At 44.8% G+C, this 18,453-nt stretch carries 13 protein-coding genes; 7 read left to right on the forward strand and 6 right to left on the reverse strand.

The window, feature by feature from the left end:
- Positions 1-94: 94 nt before the first annotated feature.
- Together HJG39_RS15145 and HJG39_RS15150 are read left to right on the forward strand one after the other, a co-directional pair.
- Positions 95-2,152, forward strand: a complete 2,058-nt coding sequence (locus HJG39_RS15145; protein WP_268410270.1) for a S9 family peptidase — start codon at positions 95-97, stop codon at positions 2,150-2,152.
- 21 nt (positions 2,153-2,173) lie between these two features.
- The gene (locus tag HJG39_RS15150; RefSeq protein ID WP_268410272.1) at positions 2,174-2,926 is read left to right on the forward strand and encodes a thioesterase II family protein; all 753 of its coding nucleotides are present in this window, start codon (positions 2,174-2,176) and stop codon (positions 2,924-2,926) included.
- 444 nt (positions 2,927-3,370) lie between these two features.
- Here the strand turns inward: HJG39_RS15150 and HJG39_RS15155 are convergent, their stop codons facing one another.
- Together HJG39_RS15155 and HJG39_RS15160 are read right to left on the reverse strand one after the other, a co-directional pair.
- Positions 3,371-6,328 (reverse strand): COR domain-containing protein, encoded by a 2,958-nt coding sequence (locus HJG39_RS15155; protein ID WP_268410274.1) that lies wholly within the window; start codon positions 6,326-6,328, stop codon positions 3,371-3,373.
- A gap of 297 nt (positions 6,329-6,625) precedes the next feature.
- Positions 6,626-6,991: a hypothetical protein gene (locus HJG39_RS15160; protein ID WP_268410276.1), complete on the reverse strand. Its 366-nt coding sequence runs from the start codon at positions 6,989-6,991 to the stop codon at positions 6,626-6,628.
- 678 nt (positions 6,992-7,669) lie between these two features.
- On the opposite strand from HJG39_RS15160, the gene HJG39_RS15165 reads away from it, so the two are divergent.
- Entirely contained in the window at positions 7,670-8,683 is a 1,014-nt protein-coding gene (locus HJG39_RS15165; RefSeq protein ID WP_268410278.1) for a type IV toxin-antitoxin system AbiEi family antitoxin, read from the forward strand.
- Positions 8,640-9,461: a nucleotidyl transferase AbiEii/AbiGii toxin family protein gene (locus HJG39_RS15170; RefSeq protein ID WP_268410280.1), complete on the forward strand. Its 822-nt coding sequence runs from the start codon at positions 8,640-8,642 to the stop codon at positions 9,459-9,461. Before HJG39_RS15165 ends, HJG39_RS15170 begins: the two co-directional genes overlap by 44 nt.
- 226 nt (positions 9,462-9,687) lie before the next feature.
- Here HJG39_RS15170 and HJG39_RS15175 read toward each other — a convergent pair whose 3' ends face one another.
- Together HJG39_RS15175 and HJG39_RS15180 are read right to left on the reverse strand one after the other, a co-directional pair.
- Positions 9,688-10,254 carry a DUF6151 family protein gene (locus tag HJG39_RS15175; RefSeq protein ID WP_268410282.1) on the reverse strand — a complete coding sequence of 189 codons (567 nt, stop codon included), beginning with the start codon at positions 10,252-10,254 and terminating at the stop codon, positions 9,688-9,690.
- A 111-nt stretch (positions 10,255-10,365) separates the two neighbouring features.
- On the reverse strand, positions 10,366-11,442 hold the full coding sequence (locus tag HJG39_RS15180) for a phospholipase A (RefSeq protein WP_268410284.1): 1,077 nt from the start codon (positions 11,440-11,442) through the stop codon (positions 10,366-10,368).
- 724 nt (positions 11,443-12,166) lie between these two features.
- Here HJG39_RS15180 and HJG39_RS15185 point away from each other — a divergent pair.
- The 3 genes from HJG39_RS15185 to HJG39_RS15195 all read left to right on the forward strand — a co-directional run bounded on the left by HJG39_RS15185 (position 12,167) and on the right by HJG39_RS15195 (position 16,504).
- Positions 12,167-14,008: an alkaline phosphatase PhoX gene (locus tag HJG39_RS15185; protein ID WP_442781032.1), complete on the forward strand. Its 1,842-nt coding sequence runs from the start codon at positions 12,167-12,169 to the stop codon at positions 14,006-14,008.
- Between the two features lie 77 nt (positions 14,009-14,085).
- Positions 14,086-15,765, forward strand: a complete 1,680-nt coding sequence (locus HJG39_RS15190) for a hypothetical protein (protein ID WP_268410288.1) — start codon at positions 14,086-14,088, stop codon at positions 15,763-15,765.
- Positions 15,766-15,769: 4 nt separating this feature from the next.
- Entirely contained in the window at positions 15,770-16,504 is a 735-nt protein-coding gene (locus HJG39_RS15195; protein WP_268410290.1) for a hypothetical protein, read from the forward strand.
- A gap of 71 nt (positions 16,505-16,575) precedes the next feature.
- Here the strand turns inward: HJG39_RS15195 and HJG39_RS15200 are convergent, their stop codons facing one another.
- Positions 16,576-17,598: a hypothetical protein gene (locus HJG39_RS15200; RefSeq protein ID WP_268410292.1), complete on the reverse strand. Its 1,023-nt coding sequence runs from the start codon at positions 17,596-17,598 to the stop codon at positions 16,576-16,578.
- Between the two features lie 171 nt (positions 17,599-17,769).
- A complete protein-coding gene (locus HJG39_RS15205) occupies positions 17,770-18,183 on the reverse strand; it encodes a helix-turn-helix domain-containing protein (RefSeq protein WP_268410294.1) in 414 nt (137 codons plus the stop codon).
- Positions 18,184-18,453: the final 270 nt, after the last annotated feature.

Consider the following 18,453-nt stretch of genomic DNA (forward strand, 5'->3'; position numbering starts at 1 on the left):
AATAAATTAATGATAATTAACGATATTAATGTTTTTTAGCTACGTATTTTACAACAACGTAAAAATGGCAATTTATTAACAATGGGACATGAAAATGACTAAAGCACCAGCAGTAGAAAAACGCCCCTATGCACTTGAGTTTGGTGGAAAAACAAGAGTGGATAACTATTACTGGATGCGAGATGATGAACGTCAGGACGAGGTCGTTTTAGCTCATTTAGAAAACGAAAATAAATACATGGAAAGTGTGCTTGCTAAAACCGAAAGTTTTCAAGATATTCTCTTCCAAGAATTCATTCAACGCTTTCAAACCGACGAAGCATCTGTTCCGTTTAAACGTGGCCAATATTGGTACATTTCACGGTACGTAACCGGTAAAAACTTTCAGGTTCACTATCGTAAAACCAGTGAAAATGCCGAAAGCGAACAAGTGGTCTTAGATGAAAATGCCGAAGCCGAAAACAAAGATTATTTTCGCTGTGCTCATTGGAAAATCAGCCCAAACGAAGAAATGGTGGCGTTTTCGGAAGATGTGGTTGGGCGTAACACCTTTAACATTCGCGTTAAAAATATTGAAACGGGTGAAGTGGTTGACGACGCCATTACCGGCACAAACGGCGATGTTGAGTGGGCAAACGACAACAAAACCTTGTTTTATATTCAGCGCGATCCACAAACGCTATTAGCCTACAAAGTGATGCGCCATACTCTGGGCACACCACAATCGGAAGATTGCGTGGTATACCAAGAGCAAGACAAATCCTTCACCACGTTTTTAAGCAAAACCCGCGACAATTCCACCCTTGTCATCACCCATCACAGCACCATCACCAAAGGCTGCTCTATTTTATCGGCGGACGAACCAAGCGCAGAGGTAAAGCCCTTTATCGCTTTAGCGCCACATCATGAATACAGTTTTCAGCGTTTAGGCGATGAATTTTACATTCGCACTAATTGGAACGCGCCTAATTTTAGAATGATGAAAGTGGCAGTAAGTGAGCATCACGACCAAACACAATGGCAAGCACTTACTCAACCTTCAGATACGGTATTTATTCAAGATTTTACCGTGCTGAACGGCTATTTAGTGCTTCACGAACGCGACAATGGGCGCACACGCGTTCGGGTGCTATCGTTGGAAAGCCAACAATTCACTGCCATCGAATTTGACGAGCAAGATTACGTGGTGTGGTTGCAGGACAACTACGACGTAAACAATCACTTTGTACGCCTGATGTACACCAGCTTGACCACTCCGTTTACGGTGTACGACATTGATTTAGCCAGCGGCGAAAAAACCTTAAAACAGCAAGAGCAAATTTTTGGGGATTTTCATCCTGACAATTACACCTGCGAGCGCTTGCATATTCGTGTGCGTGATGGCGTAGAAGTGCCGGTTTCCTTGGTTTACAAACAAAGTTTGTTCAATAAAGATGGCTCCAATCCGCTTCTGATTAGCGGCTATGGGGCCTATGGTTCCACCAGCGACCCCATTTTCCGACCCGATCGTTTGTCGTTATTGGATAGAGGCTTTGTTCACGCCATTGCTCACATTCGCGGTGGCAGCATGTTGGGGCAACACTGGTACGAAGATGGCAAGCTGATGAAGAAAATGAACAGCTTCCACGATTTCATTGACGTGACCCAAGCGTTAGTTGAGCAACACTACGTCAATGCCGAAAAACTGTTTGCCGAGGGGGCGAGCGCCGGTGGTTTGTTAGTGGGCGCTTGCGTTAATCTAGCGCCAACACTTTTTAAAGGAGTCATTGCTCACGTGCCTTTTGTGGATGTGGTTACGACCATTACCGACTCCAGCATTCCGTTAACCACTAACGAGTATAATGAATGGGGCGACCCTAACGATCCGAACGCACTGGATTACATGCTGAGTTATTCCCCCTACGATAACGTAAGTGCCAAACCGTACCCCAATATGTTGATAACAACAGGGTTGCACGACTCACAAGTGCAATATTATGAACCCTGTAAATGGGCGGCAAAACTGCGAGAATATTCCACCAGTAACAACCCTATTTTGCTGTCGGTGAATATGCATGCGGGCCATTATGGCGAGGCCGGACGTTTTGGTCCGTACAAAACCCTCGCCCGCTCTTATGCCTTTGTGTTTAATTTGTTAGGCATTACTGAATAGTACGCCAACAGGGAGATTTTGATGTCGAATAATTGGTTTGTTGTTTCGAAACCGCGCCCACAGGCACAATTGCGTCTAATTTGCTTTCCCTATGCTGGCGGCAATGCCAACACCTTTGGGCAATGGAGCGATACCTTGTACAACAATGTTGAGGTGGTCGCGATTCAACCGCCGGGCCGAGCAAACCGTTTATCTGAGCCCGCTTTCGATAATATGCAAGATTTAGTCGATGCATTGATGCAGCATTTTCCAAGCGTGTTGGATAAGCCGTATATGTTATTTGGTCACAGCATGGGCGCGCGCGTGGCGTTTGAAGTGCTATTAGCTTGCGTTGAACGTGATTTACCGTTACCGAAACATTTTATTGCTTCTGGCAGCCGCGCGGTGCAAATCCCTGATTTAGATAAATTAACGACGGGCCTTTCTGATGATGCTTTTATTGAGCGTTTGCGCGATCTAGAAGGCACGCCAGAAGTGTTATTGCAAAACGCGGAGCTAATGGAGTTGTTTTTGCCTTTGTTACGAGCGGAATTTACGTTGTCGGAATCGTATCGTTTTGAAGGGGATGTGCAGTTGGATGTGCCTTTAACGGTGTTTGGTGGCGTTGAGGATTCGGGGGTGGATAAGGATCGTTTGCTCGCGTGGCAGCAGCATTTTGTGCCTGAGATGAATTTGAGCATGTTCCCCGGTGGGCACTTTTTCTTGGAGCATGAGCAGAAGTTGGTGCTTGAGCGTTTGAATCAGATCTTTACCCGTTATTTTGCAGCGAATTAGGCTATGAGTTACCGGTAGAGATTTATCGCAAACTCGCTGTGAATACTTCCTTGTACGCTGCACATGTAGATTCAAGGGCCGCTTCCCTGCGGCTGAGGGTTTGCGCTTAATTCTCTACCGTTAACTTGTTGAATTATTGGTGAATTTCAAGATCAGCCAAACGCCAAAAACGATGGCTGCTTCACTTTCGAAAAATCCTAAGCGCGCTATCTTTGAAAAACACGATGCGCAAGCGCCTTTGAGTAAGTGAAGCAGGCGGCGTTTACACACTGCCCAAACGCCAAAAACGGTGGCTGATTCACTTTCGAAAAATCCTGAGCGCGCTATCTTTGAAAAACACGATGCGCAAGCGCCTTTGAGTAAGTGAAGCAGGCGGCGTTTACACTCCACTTCCTTGCGGCTGAGGGTTTGCGCTTAATTCTCTGCCGGTAACTTGAAAATAATCTAGGGCAACATTAAAAAAGCAGAGCTGGTTAACGCATACAACTCGGCGGCATCTTTAACATCCTTTGCTCGCTCCCAAACAAGTTTGAGCAGTTTAGTCAGTTGACCACTTTCAAGATCATTAACAACCTCACTGGCATTGTAATGTACCGCGTTTTCAATTTTATCGACGTGTGCGGCATGTTGCTGGTGCTCTTTCTTTGCTAATGCCAGCGCTTCCAAAATCAGTTGCTTATAGTCTTCTTCAGAAGTTTGGTTGAAAGAGCCTTTGGCGGTAGCTGAGGCGTTTTTCCCAGTGACTATTTGAGAATTGGTATTATTGTTATATGAATCTTTTGTACTCATATCGTTGTTAACCTCTGTATTAACAGTTATCGCTAGCCCTTTCGGTAGGCCATTTTGCTTTACTTCATCTAGTTGTTTAAAGCCTTGAATATCGCTAAATAACCGCGCGGTTTTTTCAGGCCCTAATCCCGCGTGACCATTGGTTAAAATCGGCACGGCAACCACTTTAAATGCCTCAATAATTCTATGCAGTGCGGTTATTGGCGCAGTGAGTTGTTCTGGATCGTGATAGTTGAAAAAGCGGATGCTGATGTGTTGTTTTGCCAGTTGGTAGTCAATCCAAATATCCACGCTGCTATGTTGGGTTTGTTGGCTTTGTTGGCTTTGTTGGCTTTGTTGGCTTTGTTGGGTAACGTATTTAGCGCGCAAGCCATCGCGCCACACATTATCGGGAAGTTGCAATGCAAACTGCCTTGATTGATGAATCGCCACCACAAATTTTGTGCGAAAACCTAACGGCAAGGTCGCGAATTGATATTCCACGGTTAACGGGTGCAAACTCGCGTTTTTTGCGTCATTGGCGTGCTTCGCATTGTGACTTTCTACTTGGGTTTTGTGAGTTTGAAGAAGTTCGACTAACCCGTCTGGCTCATCGGATTTTGCAGCATCGGGGAAGAAGTAATAAGGATTTTCGGCTTCGGCTAGTTTAATGGTAGCGTGTTGTTCCTCTAGGAAATTCAGAACCAACCCTGCTTCCTTGGAATAATCCGTATCTTCCTTAACAAATTGCTCAGCAATTACGGCTTCGAGAAGATCTAACAAGGCTTCTTTTGCCATCAAACCATTTTCATTTTGAATTTGTTCGTGGTTGATGACAGTGTAGGCGACATCCACAATCCAACCGGGATCGAGGCAAAATTGGTCGTTACCCACGGCAACCAGCCGCCCTAAATCACTAAGGCTAGTTTTAATCGTTTCCCATTCTTTAACATCAAAGCCTTGATTTTGAAGCTTTTTCTGAAACGGTTTGCGACCAACAAATGTCTTATCTTTCAACAATCCTTCAAGGCTTCTAATGGCCTTTGCCGATAATTTGGAAATGCTTTTGGTATCCGATGCCAGCGTTAACAACCGCGCCATAAAGGCATCGAAGTTTTTGTTGTCGGCATCTATACAGGGGAATTCAAAAAAGTTTTGCTCCTGTAACAAGCCTCGATATTCTCGTAGTAATCGGCTTTGGTTTTGTTTGCGATGAATGCCTTCGTAGCTGTTGGTCACAATAAGCACAGGCACTAAATTGGTTTCTGGATACAGGGAACCGCCGCTTTGTTGGTTAACGAATTCGCTGCTAAGTGGTTCGTTATCACGATTCAATGCCGTTTGTGACCGACGAATATGCTCGCCAATGAGCATTTCAATTTGCGCTAACCATTCATCCGGCGCTTGTTCGTGACGGCTATCCACCACCAGCACATACACGCAGTTTTCTTTGCGGAAAAAACCACGATGCAAATTATGAAAAATACTCTGCCCGCCAAAATCCCACAAATACAAATCTAAATTTCGCGCTTTTTTTGCTATTTTATCGTCTATCAAGTTAATCGCGCTGTTGTGCTGCGCTAGTTTCACCGCCTGATGATTGTGATGTTCAACACCGCGTGTAGCCTGTTTAATGGGGTTGGTTTTTCGCTGTAAAATAAGGTCCCTTAACGAAGTTTTACCCGCACCGCCGGGGCCAACTAGCATAACCCTAACCGCATTATTTTCTACTTTTTCACCATCAGTAAAAAAACGCTGTAACGCCTTGGCGTTACCCCAAATATCCTCACCAACGCTGGTATCGGCATAATGCGCTAATCGTTCCTCATCCACTTGCTCTCTGCGCCACAGCGCTTCAATATCCTTGCCTAAAAAGCCAAGACCGATAGCTTTTAGTTCGGCTAAGAACTTGTTTTGAACTGCTTTAATGTGGTCTGCCTCAATTTGAGCGGATGCTTCAACATTGTGCCAAAGCGGCTTGGAAAATACGGAATTAACACTGTCGCCGTTCACTAAACAATTAAAATCAACAATGGCGCTTACATAAATATGTGATCTTGCGGCGCCGTAGGCGGCGGCTCTGGCTCTGGCGGCGCCGGCGGCGTTGGCGTCGTAGGCGGCGGCGTAGGCGTAGGCGGCGGCGTCGTCGTAGGCGGCGGCGTAGGCGGCGGCGTAGGCGGCGGCGTAGGCGGCGTCGTCGTAGGCGGCGGCGTAGGCGGCGGCGGCGGCGGCGGCGTAGGCGGCGGCGGCGGCGGCGTAGGCGGCGGCTCTGGCGTAGGCGGCGTAGGCGGCGTCGGCGTAGGCGGCGGCTCTGGCGGCGGCGGCGGCGGCGGCGGCGGCGGCGGCGCGAAAAACAACATATTCATGCTGTTTTTCGCGCAAAATAAGGCTTAGCAAAACGTTAGCGCGTATTACTGCACCAATATGCTTTGTTGTATCCTTTTTCCAAATACGCTTTAAACCAACGTGCTGGGTGATAAAAGGTAACGCGCGCAAGCTATTGCGCCACGCGTACATGACTAACGCCTCTTTGCCCTTCTCTTCCCACAGCAGCTCAAGTTGCGCTTGGGAAGGCAAATCCTCTTTAGTCAGCAACCTACCTTTTGGAATTTCTATTGGCGTTAATTCAGGCAAAATCCGTTACACTCCGAAAATAAATTGATGCGTAGGCTAGTTTTGTTTTGCATTTTGGTGCTGTTTTGTTGTGTGGTATTCGTTAGCTTCATTGTTGAAAAGCACACAAGCGTTAACACTTGAAGGCCAAAGGCATTTGCACTAATACTAACCGCGAGCTTGCCCTGTAAACAAGACTTTAAAGGAAGGTTTTTTATTTGGGCATTATTAAGAAGGCGCAACCGCTATACCGCATTTAAATAAAGAGAGCCTCGTCATTTTACCCGAGGCTTTTTGTATTAACGCGGTTTACGTTGTTCAGCCGCGCTTGCGCTGAAATAGGTTAATCGACGCCGCTAACGACAATAACGCTGCAATGGCGGGGTTATGATTTTGTCGGGTTTCATCTTGCCGATATTGCAGTTCTTCCGCGCTATGAATGAGTGCTTGTTTTTGCGGGTTGGCGGTAATCATCACCTCGCCATTATGCATCACAATGGTGAGCTGCATAAATGGCTCAACGCCAAATTGTTTTAAGGTTTTCGCATCCAAATGCAAGCCTTCTTCCCCCAGCGCAATATGCTCGATGCGCACGGCATCTAACGACATGGAAATATCCGCTACGTTGTTTGCATTTCCCTGTGTATTTGCCGAATTAGTGTGTGTAACATACTCAACAGTCATATGACCTCCATATTAGGTTATGTGATTAGCCAGTCTCGGGGTGTTGGTGGCACCCCAGATTGGCGCTCATTCGATTGCGTTTGTGTTTGTGTTTACGTTTGTGTTATCCGCTTTTTCTTTTGATTTTCCTGCCTTTTAGAATCACTTCCAACAACAAAACCACGCCTTTTTACAGAACAAGTATATATCTTCTAAAAGCATAAAATTGCGCATGTAAAGCAGCTTAAAGCTCCTAAATAAAGTGCGTATAAACAGAAACAAGATAGCCAAAATAATATCACTTAATTAACAAAGAACAGAGCAAAAATACGGCAACGATCAGACTAAAAAGGAATATCAAAATACTGTTTATTTATACATAATTTGGAGTGATTTACCGATAGAGATTACCGGCAACCAAACGCCAAAAACGATGGCTAATTCACTTTCGAAAAGCAACCTTTTCAGGATGAAAAGTCTGAGCGAGCTATCTTTGAAAAACACGATGCGAAAGCGACTTTGAGAAAGTAAAACAGGCAGCGTTTGCACTCCACTTCATGCGGCTGAGGGTTTGCACCTAATTCTCTACCGGTAATTTATTAAATTCTTTTCAACCAACAAAACCGTTGATTTCCCAATCGTTCACAAATAATATAAATTCATGATTCGTGAACAATTCAAGCATGTGAACACCCTAAGATGAAGCCAGACATAACATCACAACAAACAAGTGACTTTGTCATTAAAGCACTGTCGCAACTTCCTGCTAGCTTTCGTTTTCAAATATTAGAAGAATGCCCTATTACGAACGCCTTTAGAGACCAGAAAATATCCTTAAAATCGCGCAAAAAGACATGGTATTTCGATGTTGCCGTTAAACAAATTCATCGCACATCCTCTTTTAATGTGCTGCTTACTCATGCAGCCGAAAACACCTTGCTAATTTGCAATAAGCTCTCTGATCACTTGGCTGACTTTGCCGAACAACACCAAATCAACTTTATTGATGAAGCTGGTAATGCGCGTGTGTTTCGCCACGATCTCACCTTGTTTATTTCGGGGAATAAACTCAAACCTGCCGCCCCTAATTTGGTAAAACAAAAGCTGACTTTTGGAACCGCAAAGCTAATTTTTGTGCTGCTGGTTGATAACAGCGCCTTACAGTATTCCTATCGGAAGCTTGCCAAATTAGCGAACATTTCCCTTGGCATGGTGAGCAAGGCCATGAGTTTTCTTGAAAGCGGAGGTTATATTTATCGAACCCAATCTCGATATGGGTTTTCAAACGTAAACACGCTAGCGGCTTTGTGGTTAAGTGAATTTTCGACCACGTTACGACCTAAATTAAAAGGGCTGATGTTGTCTATAAATCAGTCACCAAACGAGATCTCGCTTTCGCCACTGGATGTATGGGGCGGCGAAATGGCAGGCGCACAACTTACGCAAAACTTACAGCCAGAACAATTACAATTGTTTACTTTTCAACCCATTCAAGCGGTTATCCACCAGCTAAAGGCAAAGGTTGATGCACAAGGGAACCTTTGGCTTGTTCCGGCCTTTTGGGGACAAGATTTACAGCTAACGCCTTATGCGAAAGCCCTGTTAAGCGCGGCCGAACTTATCGCTTCCAACGATAGTCGCAACTATGAAATAGCGAGCCAAATTAATCATGACTACCTACACATTGACGCATTCCCTCAACATCGGCTTTGAACAGGTTATTCGCGTTATAAAAACCGCCGCCGATGCAACGCAAACACCGTTCTTTATTGCAGGAGCCACGGCTAGAGACATTATTCTTCATCATATTTTTGGTCGAAATGCTGGACGCCGCACGCAGGATATTGATACCGCTATTTATGTTTCCTCGTGGGAAGAATTTAATGAGATGAAATACGCACTGATTCGTGCAGGTTTAAGCGAAACCCGAGAGATTCAACGATTACGCGATAACGAGAGCGGCTTGCCCATCGACATTATTCCGTTTGGGCATATTGCCGATAACAATTTTGATGTTTCGTGGCCGCCTGAGCATTGGGTAACGTTATCCATTGCCGGGTTTCAGGAGGCTTTTGATGCTTCAATAACGGTAGATATTGGCTACGAAACACCTATTCGGGTTGCATCGTTAGCGGGACTAGCATTGTTAAAATTAATAGCTTGGAACGATAGGCATTTGACGACCGACAAAGATGCATCAGATTTCTTCACCTTGCTGGAACAATACCAAGATATTCATTCGGACAGGCTTTATGAGGACTCGATACCCGGCGAAAAGCTCGATTTTGCTCCATTTAGAATGGGCGCATATTTGCTTGGATTTGATACGAAGTTGCTGCTAAACGGCAAGTCTTTTGATCAATTGCAGAATGTGCAAACGACACTGAGTGAGCGTTTTTTGCAGCAATTAGTTAGGCTTAAACCCGCGCTTTTAGCAGATGATATTACGACATACATTCACGACTTTTGGGCCGGATTTCACGCCCAATGACACGCCAACAATCCTCAAAAAACGAAAGCGAAAGCGAAACAGGCAGCGTTTATCCACTCAGGCCGCTGTTCTAATGGGCTAAGAGTCACCGGTAGCGATTTATCGCAAACTCGCTGTGAATACTTCCATGTACGCTCCGCAGCCGCTTCCCTGCGGCTGAGGGTTTACTCCTAATTCTCTACAGGTGACTTGTTGAATTACCTGCAACCGAACTCAAAACGCAACGCTATCCAAGAATTTTAGGCGCTACCACCGGCTTATCATCTTTAAAAAACGGATTCGGCTTGCCTTGACCAGAAAGCTTCCACCACAAAATACGAGACAAAATACGCCACACATAACGACGCTCAGAAAGCGGCAACTTCATTGAATCGGGAATGCGAGCAGTCGCCCCGCGCAGATTCGCTCGCGCTTGTGGCTGACCCAATTTCGCCTCTTTATCTGTATCCGCAATAAACGAATGAATCAAGCCCACGAAAGGCTTATCCGGCGACAATGTATTGGCAATTGGCGTATTGCAGCAACCCGCGTACCAGCGATATAACCCCTGTTCAGTTAGGCGCAAACAAGATACATGCTCTTGTCCTTTCTCAATTTTCACCCGCGCGGGCGAGGCTTGATATATATCCGTGCCACCAAATTCATCCAGCACTGAGTCTTGTTTGTGTAACGCCTGAGCAAAGGCTTGGCAATCCTTGCAATAACAACTAACGCGAGTGCCATCTTTCGGGCTCACGTTCAAAATACGGCCTTCAACCTTTTTACATTGACATTGTAATAGCACTTCACTCATTCGAAACTCTCCATTTTTTGGCAACTTCAATACAAAGCAACAATATAACAGGCCGCCTAAAATTATCGCCTTAATTTTTTAACGACAGCAACGGTCATCAAAAATAGGTGATTAGAAAATATCGTTGAGTGCAATGCCTACACCCACCCGTGTTTGCTTGTGGTTGTAGTCGATAAGGCTCTCCCCGTAACCACTAAATGCGGTGGCATAGCCGCGAACTGTTCCCCAAAGAGGAAAGGTAAAGCCGAGTTCAACTGCGCCATTATGAGTAGCGAAATTTTGCCTGCCCATAAAGCTAAATTTTAAGTCGTCCCACTCGTAAACCATACCCAGTTCAAAGTGCCCAAGATAATCTTCGATGTCGGGGTTATCGTCACCATCGGGGTCAAATTCAAATTCTTTTTCATCTTCATTGATGCGCGCCCACGGTCTTACCGTCATTGCGAAGTTGTCTTTTTCAAACAAGAAATGCCCGTAAACACGGTTCCAACTGCGTGATAGATACTGTGCTCGGCCGTTGGATTCATGCTCTACGCCAACCACAAAACCAGTATTGCCCCCTAAGGGATGCCAGTTTAAAGGCGCCGCATAAAAGATTTCGGGACGATAGTTGGTTTCTCTGAACGGTTTGGAAATGTTGTCTGAATAGATTTGCCACCACGCTTCTAAGGTAAAACCCACATACAAGGCATCGCCTTCAATGAGCAGCGAGTCGCGTAGCAAGGGGAGTTTTAAACTGAGCTGAAATTTGGCTTCGACTTCTGCCAAGTTTTCTTGGTACCCCTCTACCGTTGAATAAGCTTCGCGGTTAATTTCGTTGGTGGTGAGCGCGGGCAGCAAGTAGTTCATTTTGTGAGGCGTAATTACAAAAGGCTCGTATGCGGTGTGTTCTTCTTTAATCAAACGACGAGAAATAGGGCCTAACGTTTTGATGTGATCTGGTGCTTTGCGGGCAATGACTTTTTCATCTTTACCATTAAGTGTGCTGTCTTTTTTGCATAAAAGTCGTATTTCAGCCAGCGTCATAGTGGCTTTTCCCGAGGCAAACTGCGACATCACGCAATCGGTAATGGCATCTTCGGCCCACAGAGTGGTTGAAAAAAACAGACTCGCTATTGCTAATAACAATGCTGACTTCGAGGATAAATAAAGTGAGTGGGCAACCGAAAATACGGGCTTGTTCGACATATTAAAAACCAATTTGTTGAGGACAAGTTCTGCTAAGTATATAGGAAAAAAGGGATTTTGTTGGCGCAAAGTGACAAGCAAGAAAACGTGCTTGATACAATTAGGAGGACTTTCGACATTGAAAATAATAGTTAATTTCTACAATTGAGCTACATATCTGTTTTAAACGATTAATCACCTATTGAAAATTAAGCGCCCCCTTAGCCGCAACCAATATTTTGGTTATCCGCACTATTACAAATCACTAATTTTCTAACCATTTGGTCAGTGCCCTTTCAAATAAATACTGAATTATTATTTCTTATTGTTTGTTTTTCTTTTAATTTTCATGATTCGAAAATAATTTTTTCAAACACTTAAATAATTCAATTCACGCCCTCCCTACCTCGCTCTATCTCATTCTATAAATATAAAACCCCTCTTTAATTAAAACCCATAAGATACTAACCATTTCAACAAGTTACCTTCGTACAAACACTTTTGTAAATCTATTTATTGCATCATAGGAAAAGCCAAATTACGTTTTCACATGTTTGGAATAGTATTTTTCGCAATACATAAAAACTTAATAATCCTTTCTCATTAAATAAACAAAACTGTCACACAAGAATTCCAAAATTGGCCCCGTTTTGACGCTCAACTTTGGGCACATTTAATAAAAAAGCTCCACGAAACAATTGCAACATATTAAAGGGTTAGATTAATGAAATTGTCTATTGGAAATATGAAAGCCGGGTTATTAGCGACATCTATCGCTATGGTGTTAGCTGGCTGTTCTTTGGAAGGTGACGACGGTGCACAAGGTCCCGCTGGCACACAAGGTCCTACTGGTGCACAAGGCCCTACAGGGGAAACGGGTCAAACAGGTACACCGGGTGTCGATGGGCAATCTGTGGGTATATTAACTCGCTTAGCAACCGTTCCAACGGGTGCTGAAGTGACAGGGGCATTTATCACGGGCGAAGGTGACTTGTTCTTCAATGTACAACATCCTGCTAGCTCTAACATTGAGCAAGATGAAGACGGCAAAGTCTTCAATAAAGGCACGGTTGGCGTGCTTGCAGGCATTAACTTCCACAACCTACCAGAAGTGCTCATTAGCTCCCCCGTTCCTTCAAGCGATTTTGAGCGTCAAACGGTGATGTCAGCTTACGGCCAGTATCAGGTGCTCGGTCAACAAGGCGACACTTACGAAGGTAAGCTTGCAGAAGGTTTAGGTAATATTTACAACCTCGCTGGCGACACGCTTATTCTTGAAAACCAAAACCCAGACTTCAACGGCTATGTTCCTGCGGGCGAAGGCAAAGGTTATTTGTTCACTAACTGGGAAATGTACCCGGGTGGCATGAGCCGTCTTAGCATCGAAAAGCAAGCTGACGGTACTTGGAATATTACCGACGCCATGATGGTCGACTTCTCACCCATTAAAGGTACTGCGGCAAACTGTTTTGGCTCTGTTACGCCTTGGGGCACACCACTTTCTTCTGAAGAGTGGATTGTTGAGTCAACCGTTAACTCGACAACTGACGCAAGCTGGAACGATCCTGCTCAAGTGAACGACTCAACCACGCGTTTGAGCAATATGTGGTCATTAACCGCTCCCGATTCACCTAACCCATACGATTACGGTTACATCGTAGAAGTGACTGCACCGGACGCGGCCTCCCCTGTTCCTGTTAAGCATTTCACTTTAGGCCGTTATGAGCACGAAAACGCTACGGTAATGCCTGATGGTCGCACCGTGTACTTATCGCAAGACGACACCGGTGGCGTGTTATTCAAGTTCATTGCCGATGTTGCTAACGACTTATCCGCAGGCACATTGTACGGCGCAAAACTTACGCAAGACGCTGGCGTAGATGACCCGGCTACCACTGGTTTTGATGTTGAGTGGGTTGAGCTGGCACACGGTGACAACGCAACGATTCAAGCATGGATTGCAGACTTCAATGGCATCGGTACTGATGACTATGTTGAAGGCGAAACAAGCTATATGACGGTTGCAGATGTTGAAGCATGGGCAGCAGGCGCAGCAACTTACCCAACCGTTGCAAATGGTGGCGGCAAGGTCACGGCAGGCGAGCCTATGGATAACCGCGCGGTATTCCTTGAGTCTCGTGCCGCAGCAAAAGCTAAAGGCGCTACGGCTGAATGGCGCAAGCTTGAAGGGATCTCGATTAACACCAAACGCGCACAAGAGGCGGTGGAAGGCATCGATACTATTCCGGGCGAGTTGGTGCAAAAAGCATGGGTCTACTTCGGTATTTCTGACATCGACAACACCATGATCGACGATGAAGGCGATATGCAGCTTTCTGATCGCGTTAAAGATTGTGGCGGCGTTTATCGTGCGCAATTGGGCGAAAACTACAACATCAGCCGCATTGAACCGTTGGTTATGGGTGCCACATATCGTAGCTCATTAAGTGGCGCGTCTCGCTGTGATGTAGAGCAACTGTCTCAGCCTGACAACGTTATCGTACTGGAAGATGGACGCATTGTTATCGGTGAAGATGGCTTCCAAGAAAACAACACGCTTTGGATGTATGAGCCTGTTGAAAAATAAGCATTGATGCTTGTTACGGACGAGGAAGCTTCGGCTTCCTTTTCCTGTTAATGATTAGTCGAGATGTAGAGTCCCCTATGAAAGCGCAATTCGTACTTGGTTTCTTTGTAACAGCCGCTTTATTTGGCTGTAATGAGCAATCTGAACAGACCTTAGCGTCTTCTATTACCTCCGTTCCTGAAGCACAAACCGCTCTGTATCCAGAAGGCCACATTCCGGCAACGGCTTATTTGCAACATGACGAAGTATACAACCCTGAATCGGTGATCCCGCCTCAGTGCTACACCAAAACCGATGGTGTGAATAATCCGTGTTTTGCCTGTCACCAAAGTTATCCACGCAGTGCGGGACGCAGCAATATGATGTCGGACGCCGATTTACAAGGCGACTATCAATTCTCCGACGAGGGCATGACCAACAGTTGGAAAAACTTATTCATTGATCGCTCTAAAATGATCCAAAGCATCAGCGACGCAGAAATGCAGGCATATATCCGTGAAGACAATTACACGCCTTTGCTTGCGAAGCTTGAAAAACATAAACAGTGGAAAGGCAATTACGTTGCTTTAAACGGTTTGGCATTTCCACAAACGGCATTCGACGAAAACGGCTTAGCCAAAGATGGCAGCCACTGGGTGAGCTACAACTACAAGCCTTTCCCGAGCACGTTTTGGCCCACGAATGGTTCTACCGACGATTCCATGATCCGTTTACCCAAAGCTTTTCGTGAGCATGCAGGAAAGTATTCTTTCGACGTGTACTTTGCCAACTTAGCCTTAGTGGAAATGGCGATTAAAGATGTTTCCCGAATTTCGGTTCCAGCTATTTCAGAAGTAATCATTGGTCGTGATTTAAACGCCAATGGCGAGCTTGAAACCGCCGTTTCAGAAATCGTGCGCCAAAACACCTATGTTGGTGATGCCAATAACATCGAACTCAAACACATGCTTTACCCACAAGAAACCGAATTTTTGCACACGGTGCGTTATATAGGCGTGGATGAAAATGGTGATATTTACAACGCTCCACGCTTAAAAGAACTGCGTTACATGAAAAAACACCAAGACACCTCATTGGCCACGTTGCGCGTGTCTTACATGCAAGAATACAAAGAAAAAGACGCCGAGACTTTGCCGAAAACGGTTTACCTTGGTGAGCGCGGAATCGACAACGGTTTTGGCTGGACCATTAACGGTTACATCGAAGATGCACAGGGCGAGTTACGCCAACAAGAACATCAAGAATTGGCCTTCTGTAACGGTTGCCATAAAACCGTGGGGAGCACCATCGACCAAATTTTCTCCTTTGCTCGAAAAGTCGAAGGTGAACAGGGTTGGGGTTACATCAACTTAAGAGAAATGCGTGATGTGCCTAACATCGTAGGTGAAAAAGGCGAGTTCTTAACTTATTTTGAACGTGTTGGTGGCGGCGATGAGTTCCGTCAAAACCAAGAAATGCTGGATAAATGGTTCAACCACGATGGCAGTGTAAATGTTGAAAAGGTCGCACAGGCAGAAACCGTGTACGATTTAATTGCGCCTTCTGCACGCAGAGCCTTGGACTTAAACAAAGCCTACTGGACCATCGTTAAAGAGCAGAGCTTTATTTTTGGTCGTGATGCCACGATCAGCAAAGCCAAAAATGTGCTTTCCAAAATTGACGATAGCCAAGCACCGCTAAAAGAAAATCATCGCTATAAATGGGATTTACGCCTCAACTGGCACGATAAACCGCAGCAACGCGCAGGTAGCAGGTAAGCTTATGAACTGGCCGGTTTTTGATTTTATTTCTGGGTGTGTAGTGATGGGCATCGGCATTGGCACAGACGTTGCCATTGCCACGCTTTTGCGCGCTAACCAATTGAACACCACCCGCACCATTTTATATTGGGTGATTGGCGTGTCGTTAACGCACACGTTATTCCCCATGATTGGTTACTTACTCACTTACTTCAGTATTCAGGTGTTACCGATACTCACCCCGGTCGTTGGTGTGATTGCGAGTGCCTTCATCACGCACTTTTTATGGCAGGAGCTACGTGAACTATCGGCAAAAAATGCTCATCCAGTCAATTGCGAGGAGAAAGAGGACAGGCAATTTCTAGTCTCTTTTGGCTTAATTTTGGCGGTGAGCTGGGATGCACTTTGGTCGGGGCCTGCAAAATCAGCGCAGGTTATTGGCTGGCCAGAACTGCTGGTGTGGGTGTCTTTTATTGTGGTTGGTATAATGGTGGCGTTGTTTGCAATTGGTAGTTTGTATTTATCGAAACAGACGCGATTAACGCTGACCAACACTGCATCAAAATGGCATCAGGTAGGCTTATGGATGCAATATTCCATTTTCGCGTATTTCGGATTACTTGCTTTATTGCGCTATACGCTCAATGTGAATATTGTTTGGTGGCAACTGTTAATGATTGCTGCGGGCATAATGTTCATTGGTATTGAGGTGGCGAAACATATCGGTCATTGGCGCCAAGCGTCATCTAAAGCCTAAACTCGTTACCAAGCATCAAACACTCCCCCTCGTTTTGATGCCAATCTGATAGCTTACGTAATCCGCTTACGCTATTTCTTCACAATTTCAGGTTTAAACCCGAGCAAAGGTTCGAACTTATTGATAACACTTTGTAAACGCTGCGAATAATGCGTGTTAGGAAGCTGAGGCCGACGATTGGCATCTACACCATATTGTAGCTCCTGATGCGCCTCTTTTGTGTTTTTACTCACCTTTAATGCTCTTGTGGTTGAGGACAATTTGGCAATACCAAACACTTGTACATCCTCACTGAATCGTGCAAACCCTTTGTAGGCAAAATGCTCTGCCACATAGCGGTTGGAAATCAACAATAACTGTTCCATTAAACGATGCAAAAAGTGATTAATAGCGGTATCTGAAAGCAGCAGATTAACGTCTAGCCCGTTTTCGAGTTCTTCTAACGTGGTTTGTGCTGATGGAGAAAGCCTTAGCTTAACAAGCCACAAGGCATCGTCCACTTGCTCGTGTTTTAGCAATTCAAAGTGTGCGCCGTCATAAGAAAGCTGATTTAGCAACTCATGTAACGAATCGCATTGGCAATCCACCTCTTCTTGTAGCAAACAAGCATTTTGAGCCATGAGCGGAAGATCATGATGATTATTAAAAGGGGTACTTGTTCGCCCTTGAATGTTAAGCACTAATTTCTCACGAACTTCATGCTCGCGAGTTTTAAGAATGGCTAAATAAACCGTTTGAATGATCTCAGAACTGGGTAAATCGGGTTCTACACGCCATTTACGCCCATAAACAATCTTGTTGTCTTTGGCGGCACGGTAGTTATCTGGGCCAATCACACCCACTTGAATATAGAGCTGTTCTTGCTCGGCGCTGTTGGCGCTAATCAATGTTTGCTCGCCAATAAAAACAAGGTAACGTTCGTCGAAGTATATATCTTCAAGAATCGCTTCCACAGTTTTACGACTATGTGCATATCGCAAATAGTGCTGAGGAATACATTCCGACCCATTAGACAGCTTCACTTTCGGCGCGTGATCAACCGCCGATTCACCCGGTAGAATATTGACAACCGTTCCGTTCACTTTTGTGCTCATACAATACAAATCACGTTAAAAACAAAAAAGAGAGTTTAAATTGCAAGTCGGACTAAGACCCGCAACGCCTGTTTTCCATTTCATAATGACCTGACTTTTGCGTTGAAAAGCACACTGAAGTGGGTAATTGTTTTGGCGTTTTGTATTTTACGAAAGCGAGAGGTATTTAGCTTACTTCAACATGCAATTTTTCGTATCTAAATATGCATCCTCTAAATGATAGAGCTGCTTTAACATAAGTAGCCCTAAGCGATTGATTTCACGACGACCTATATCTCGATTCACGCCAAGATATTCAATATGTGCACCCACCTGAATGGCTCGGTAGAAAGCGTTTAGAAAGGCATCCGTATCAAGATTGGTGACGTCAAAAGTTGAAGCATGACCATCAATTAACCACTCCAAATTGCATCCGGTTTTTTGATGTACTTCATAACAGGCTTTTAACGGCAAGTTTTTCGCCGTTTTCCAAGAACAAATATTCGCCGACTGAATATTAAGAAAACGCGCAAGTTGCGCTTCACAGTTCACCTGACAGACTTGATACATCCGTTGAATAATCGCTTCCACCTGTTCAATTCTCACTCTACGCTCCTCACGTTGAAATGGTAAAACCTTTAAATTGCGAACATAAAACCACAATATAAATTAATAATTTAAACTTTTTAAGTTAAATATTTCGATTTTTTTACTTGATTGATAATCTTTAAGGCAGTAAATTGCACCAAAAGAGATGAGCAGAAAAGTGGAAACAAGATGCAAGTACGGACAGGGCAGCATTCTCTTTTCGAAAAGGTATCTCTTTCTCACATAGATTAAGCAGTAATATTTTTTAGTTATAAGTTTTATTTTTCG

The organism is Alteromonas sp. a30 (assembly GCF_026788005.1).
Lineage (GTDB): Bacteria > Pseudomonadota > Gammaproteobacteria > Enterobacterales > Alteromonadaceae > Paraneptunicella.

Excerpts from the sequence above, each read along its gene's own strand:
- HJG39_RS15145 (WP_268410270.1), top strand. The coding sequence starts at position 95 with ATGACTAAAGCACCAGCAGTAGAAAAACGCCCCTATGCACTTGAGTTT.
- HJG39_RS15150 (WP_268410272.1), top strand. The coding sequence starts at position 2,174 with ATGTCGAATAATTGGTTTGTTGTTTCGAAACCGCGCCCACAGGCACAA.
- HJG39_RS15160 (WP_268410276.1), bottom strand. The coding sequence starts at position 6,991 with ATGACTGTTGAGTATGTTACACACACTAATTCGGCAAATACACAGGGA.
- HJG39_RS15165 (WP_268410278.1), top strand. The coding sequence starts at position 7,670 with ATGAAGCCAGACATAACATCACAACAAACAAGTGACTTTGTCATTAAA.
- HJG39_RS15170 (WP_268410280.1), top strand. The coding sequence starts at position 8,640 with ATGACTACCTACACATTGACGCATTCCCTCAACATCGGCTTTGAACAG.
- HJG39_RS15175 (WP_268410282.1), bottom strand. The coding sequence starts at position 10,254 with ATGAGTGAAGTGCTATTACAATGTCAATGTAAAAAGGTTGAAGGCCGT.
- HJG39_RS15180 (WP_268410284.1), bottom strand. The coding sequence starts at position 11,442 with ATGTCGAACAAGCCCGTATTTTCGGTTGCCCACTCACTTTATTTATCC.
- HJG39_RS15185 (WP_442781032.1), top strand. The coding sequence starts at position 12,167 with ATGAAAGCCGGGTTATTAGCGACATCTATCGCTATGGTGTTAGCTGGC.
- HJG39_RS15190 (WP_268410288.1), top strand. The coding sequence starts at position 14,086 with ATGAAAGCGCAATTCGTACTTGGTTTCTTTGTAACAGCCGCTTTATTT.
- HJG39_RS15195 (WP_268410290.1), top strand. The coding sequence starts at position 15,770 with ATGAACTGGCCGGTTTTTGATTTTATTTCTGGGTGTGTAGTGATGGGC.
- HJG39_RS15200 (WP_268410292.1), bottom strand. The coding sequence starts at position 17,598 with ATGAGCACAAAAGTGAACGGAACGGTTGTCAATATTCTACCGGGTGAA.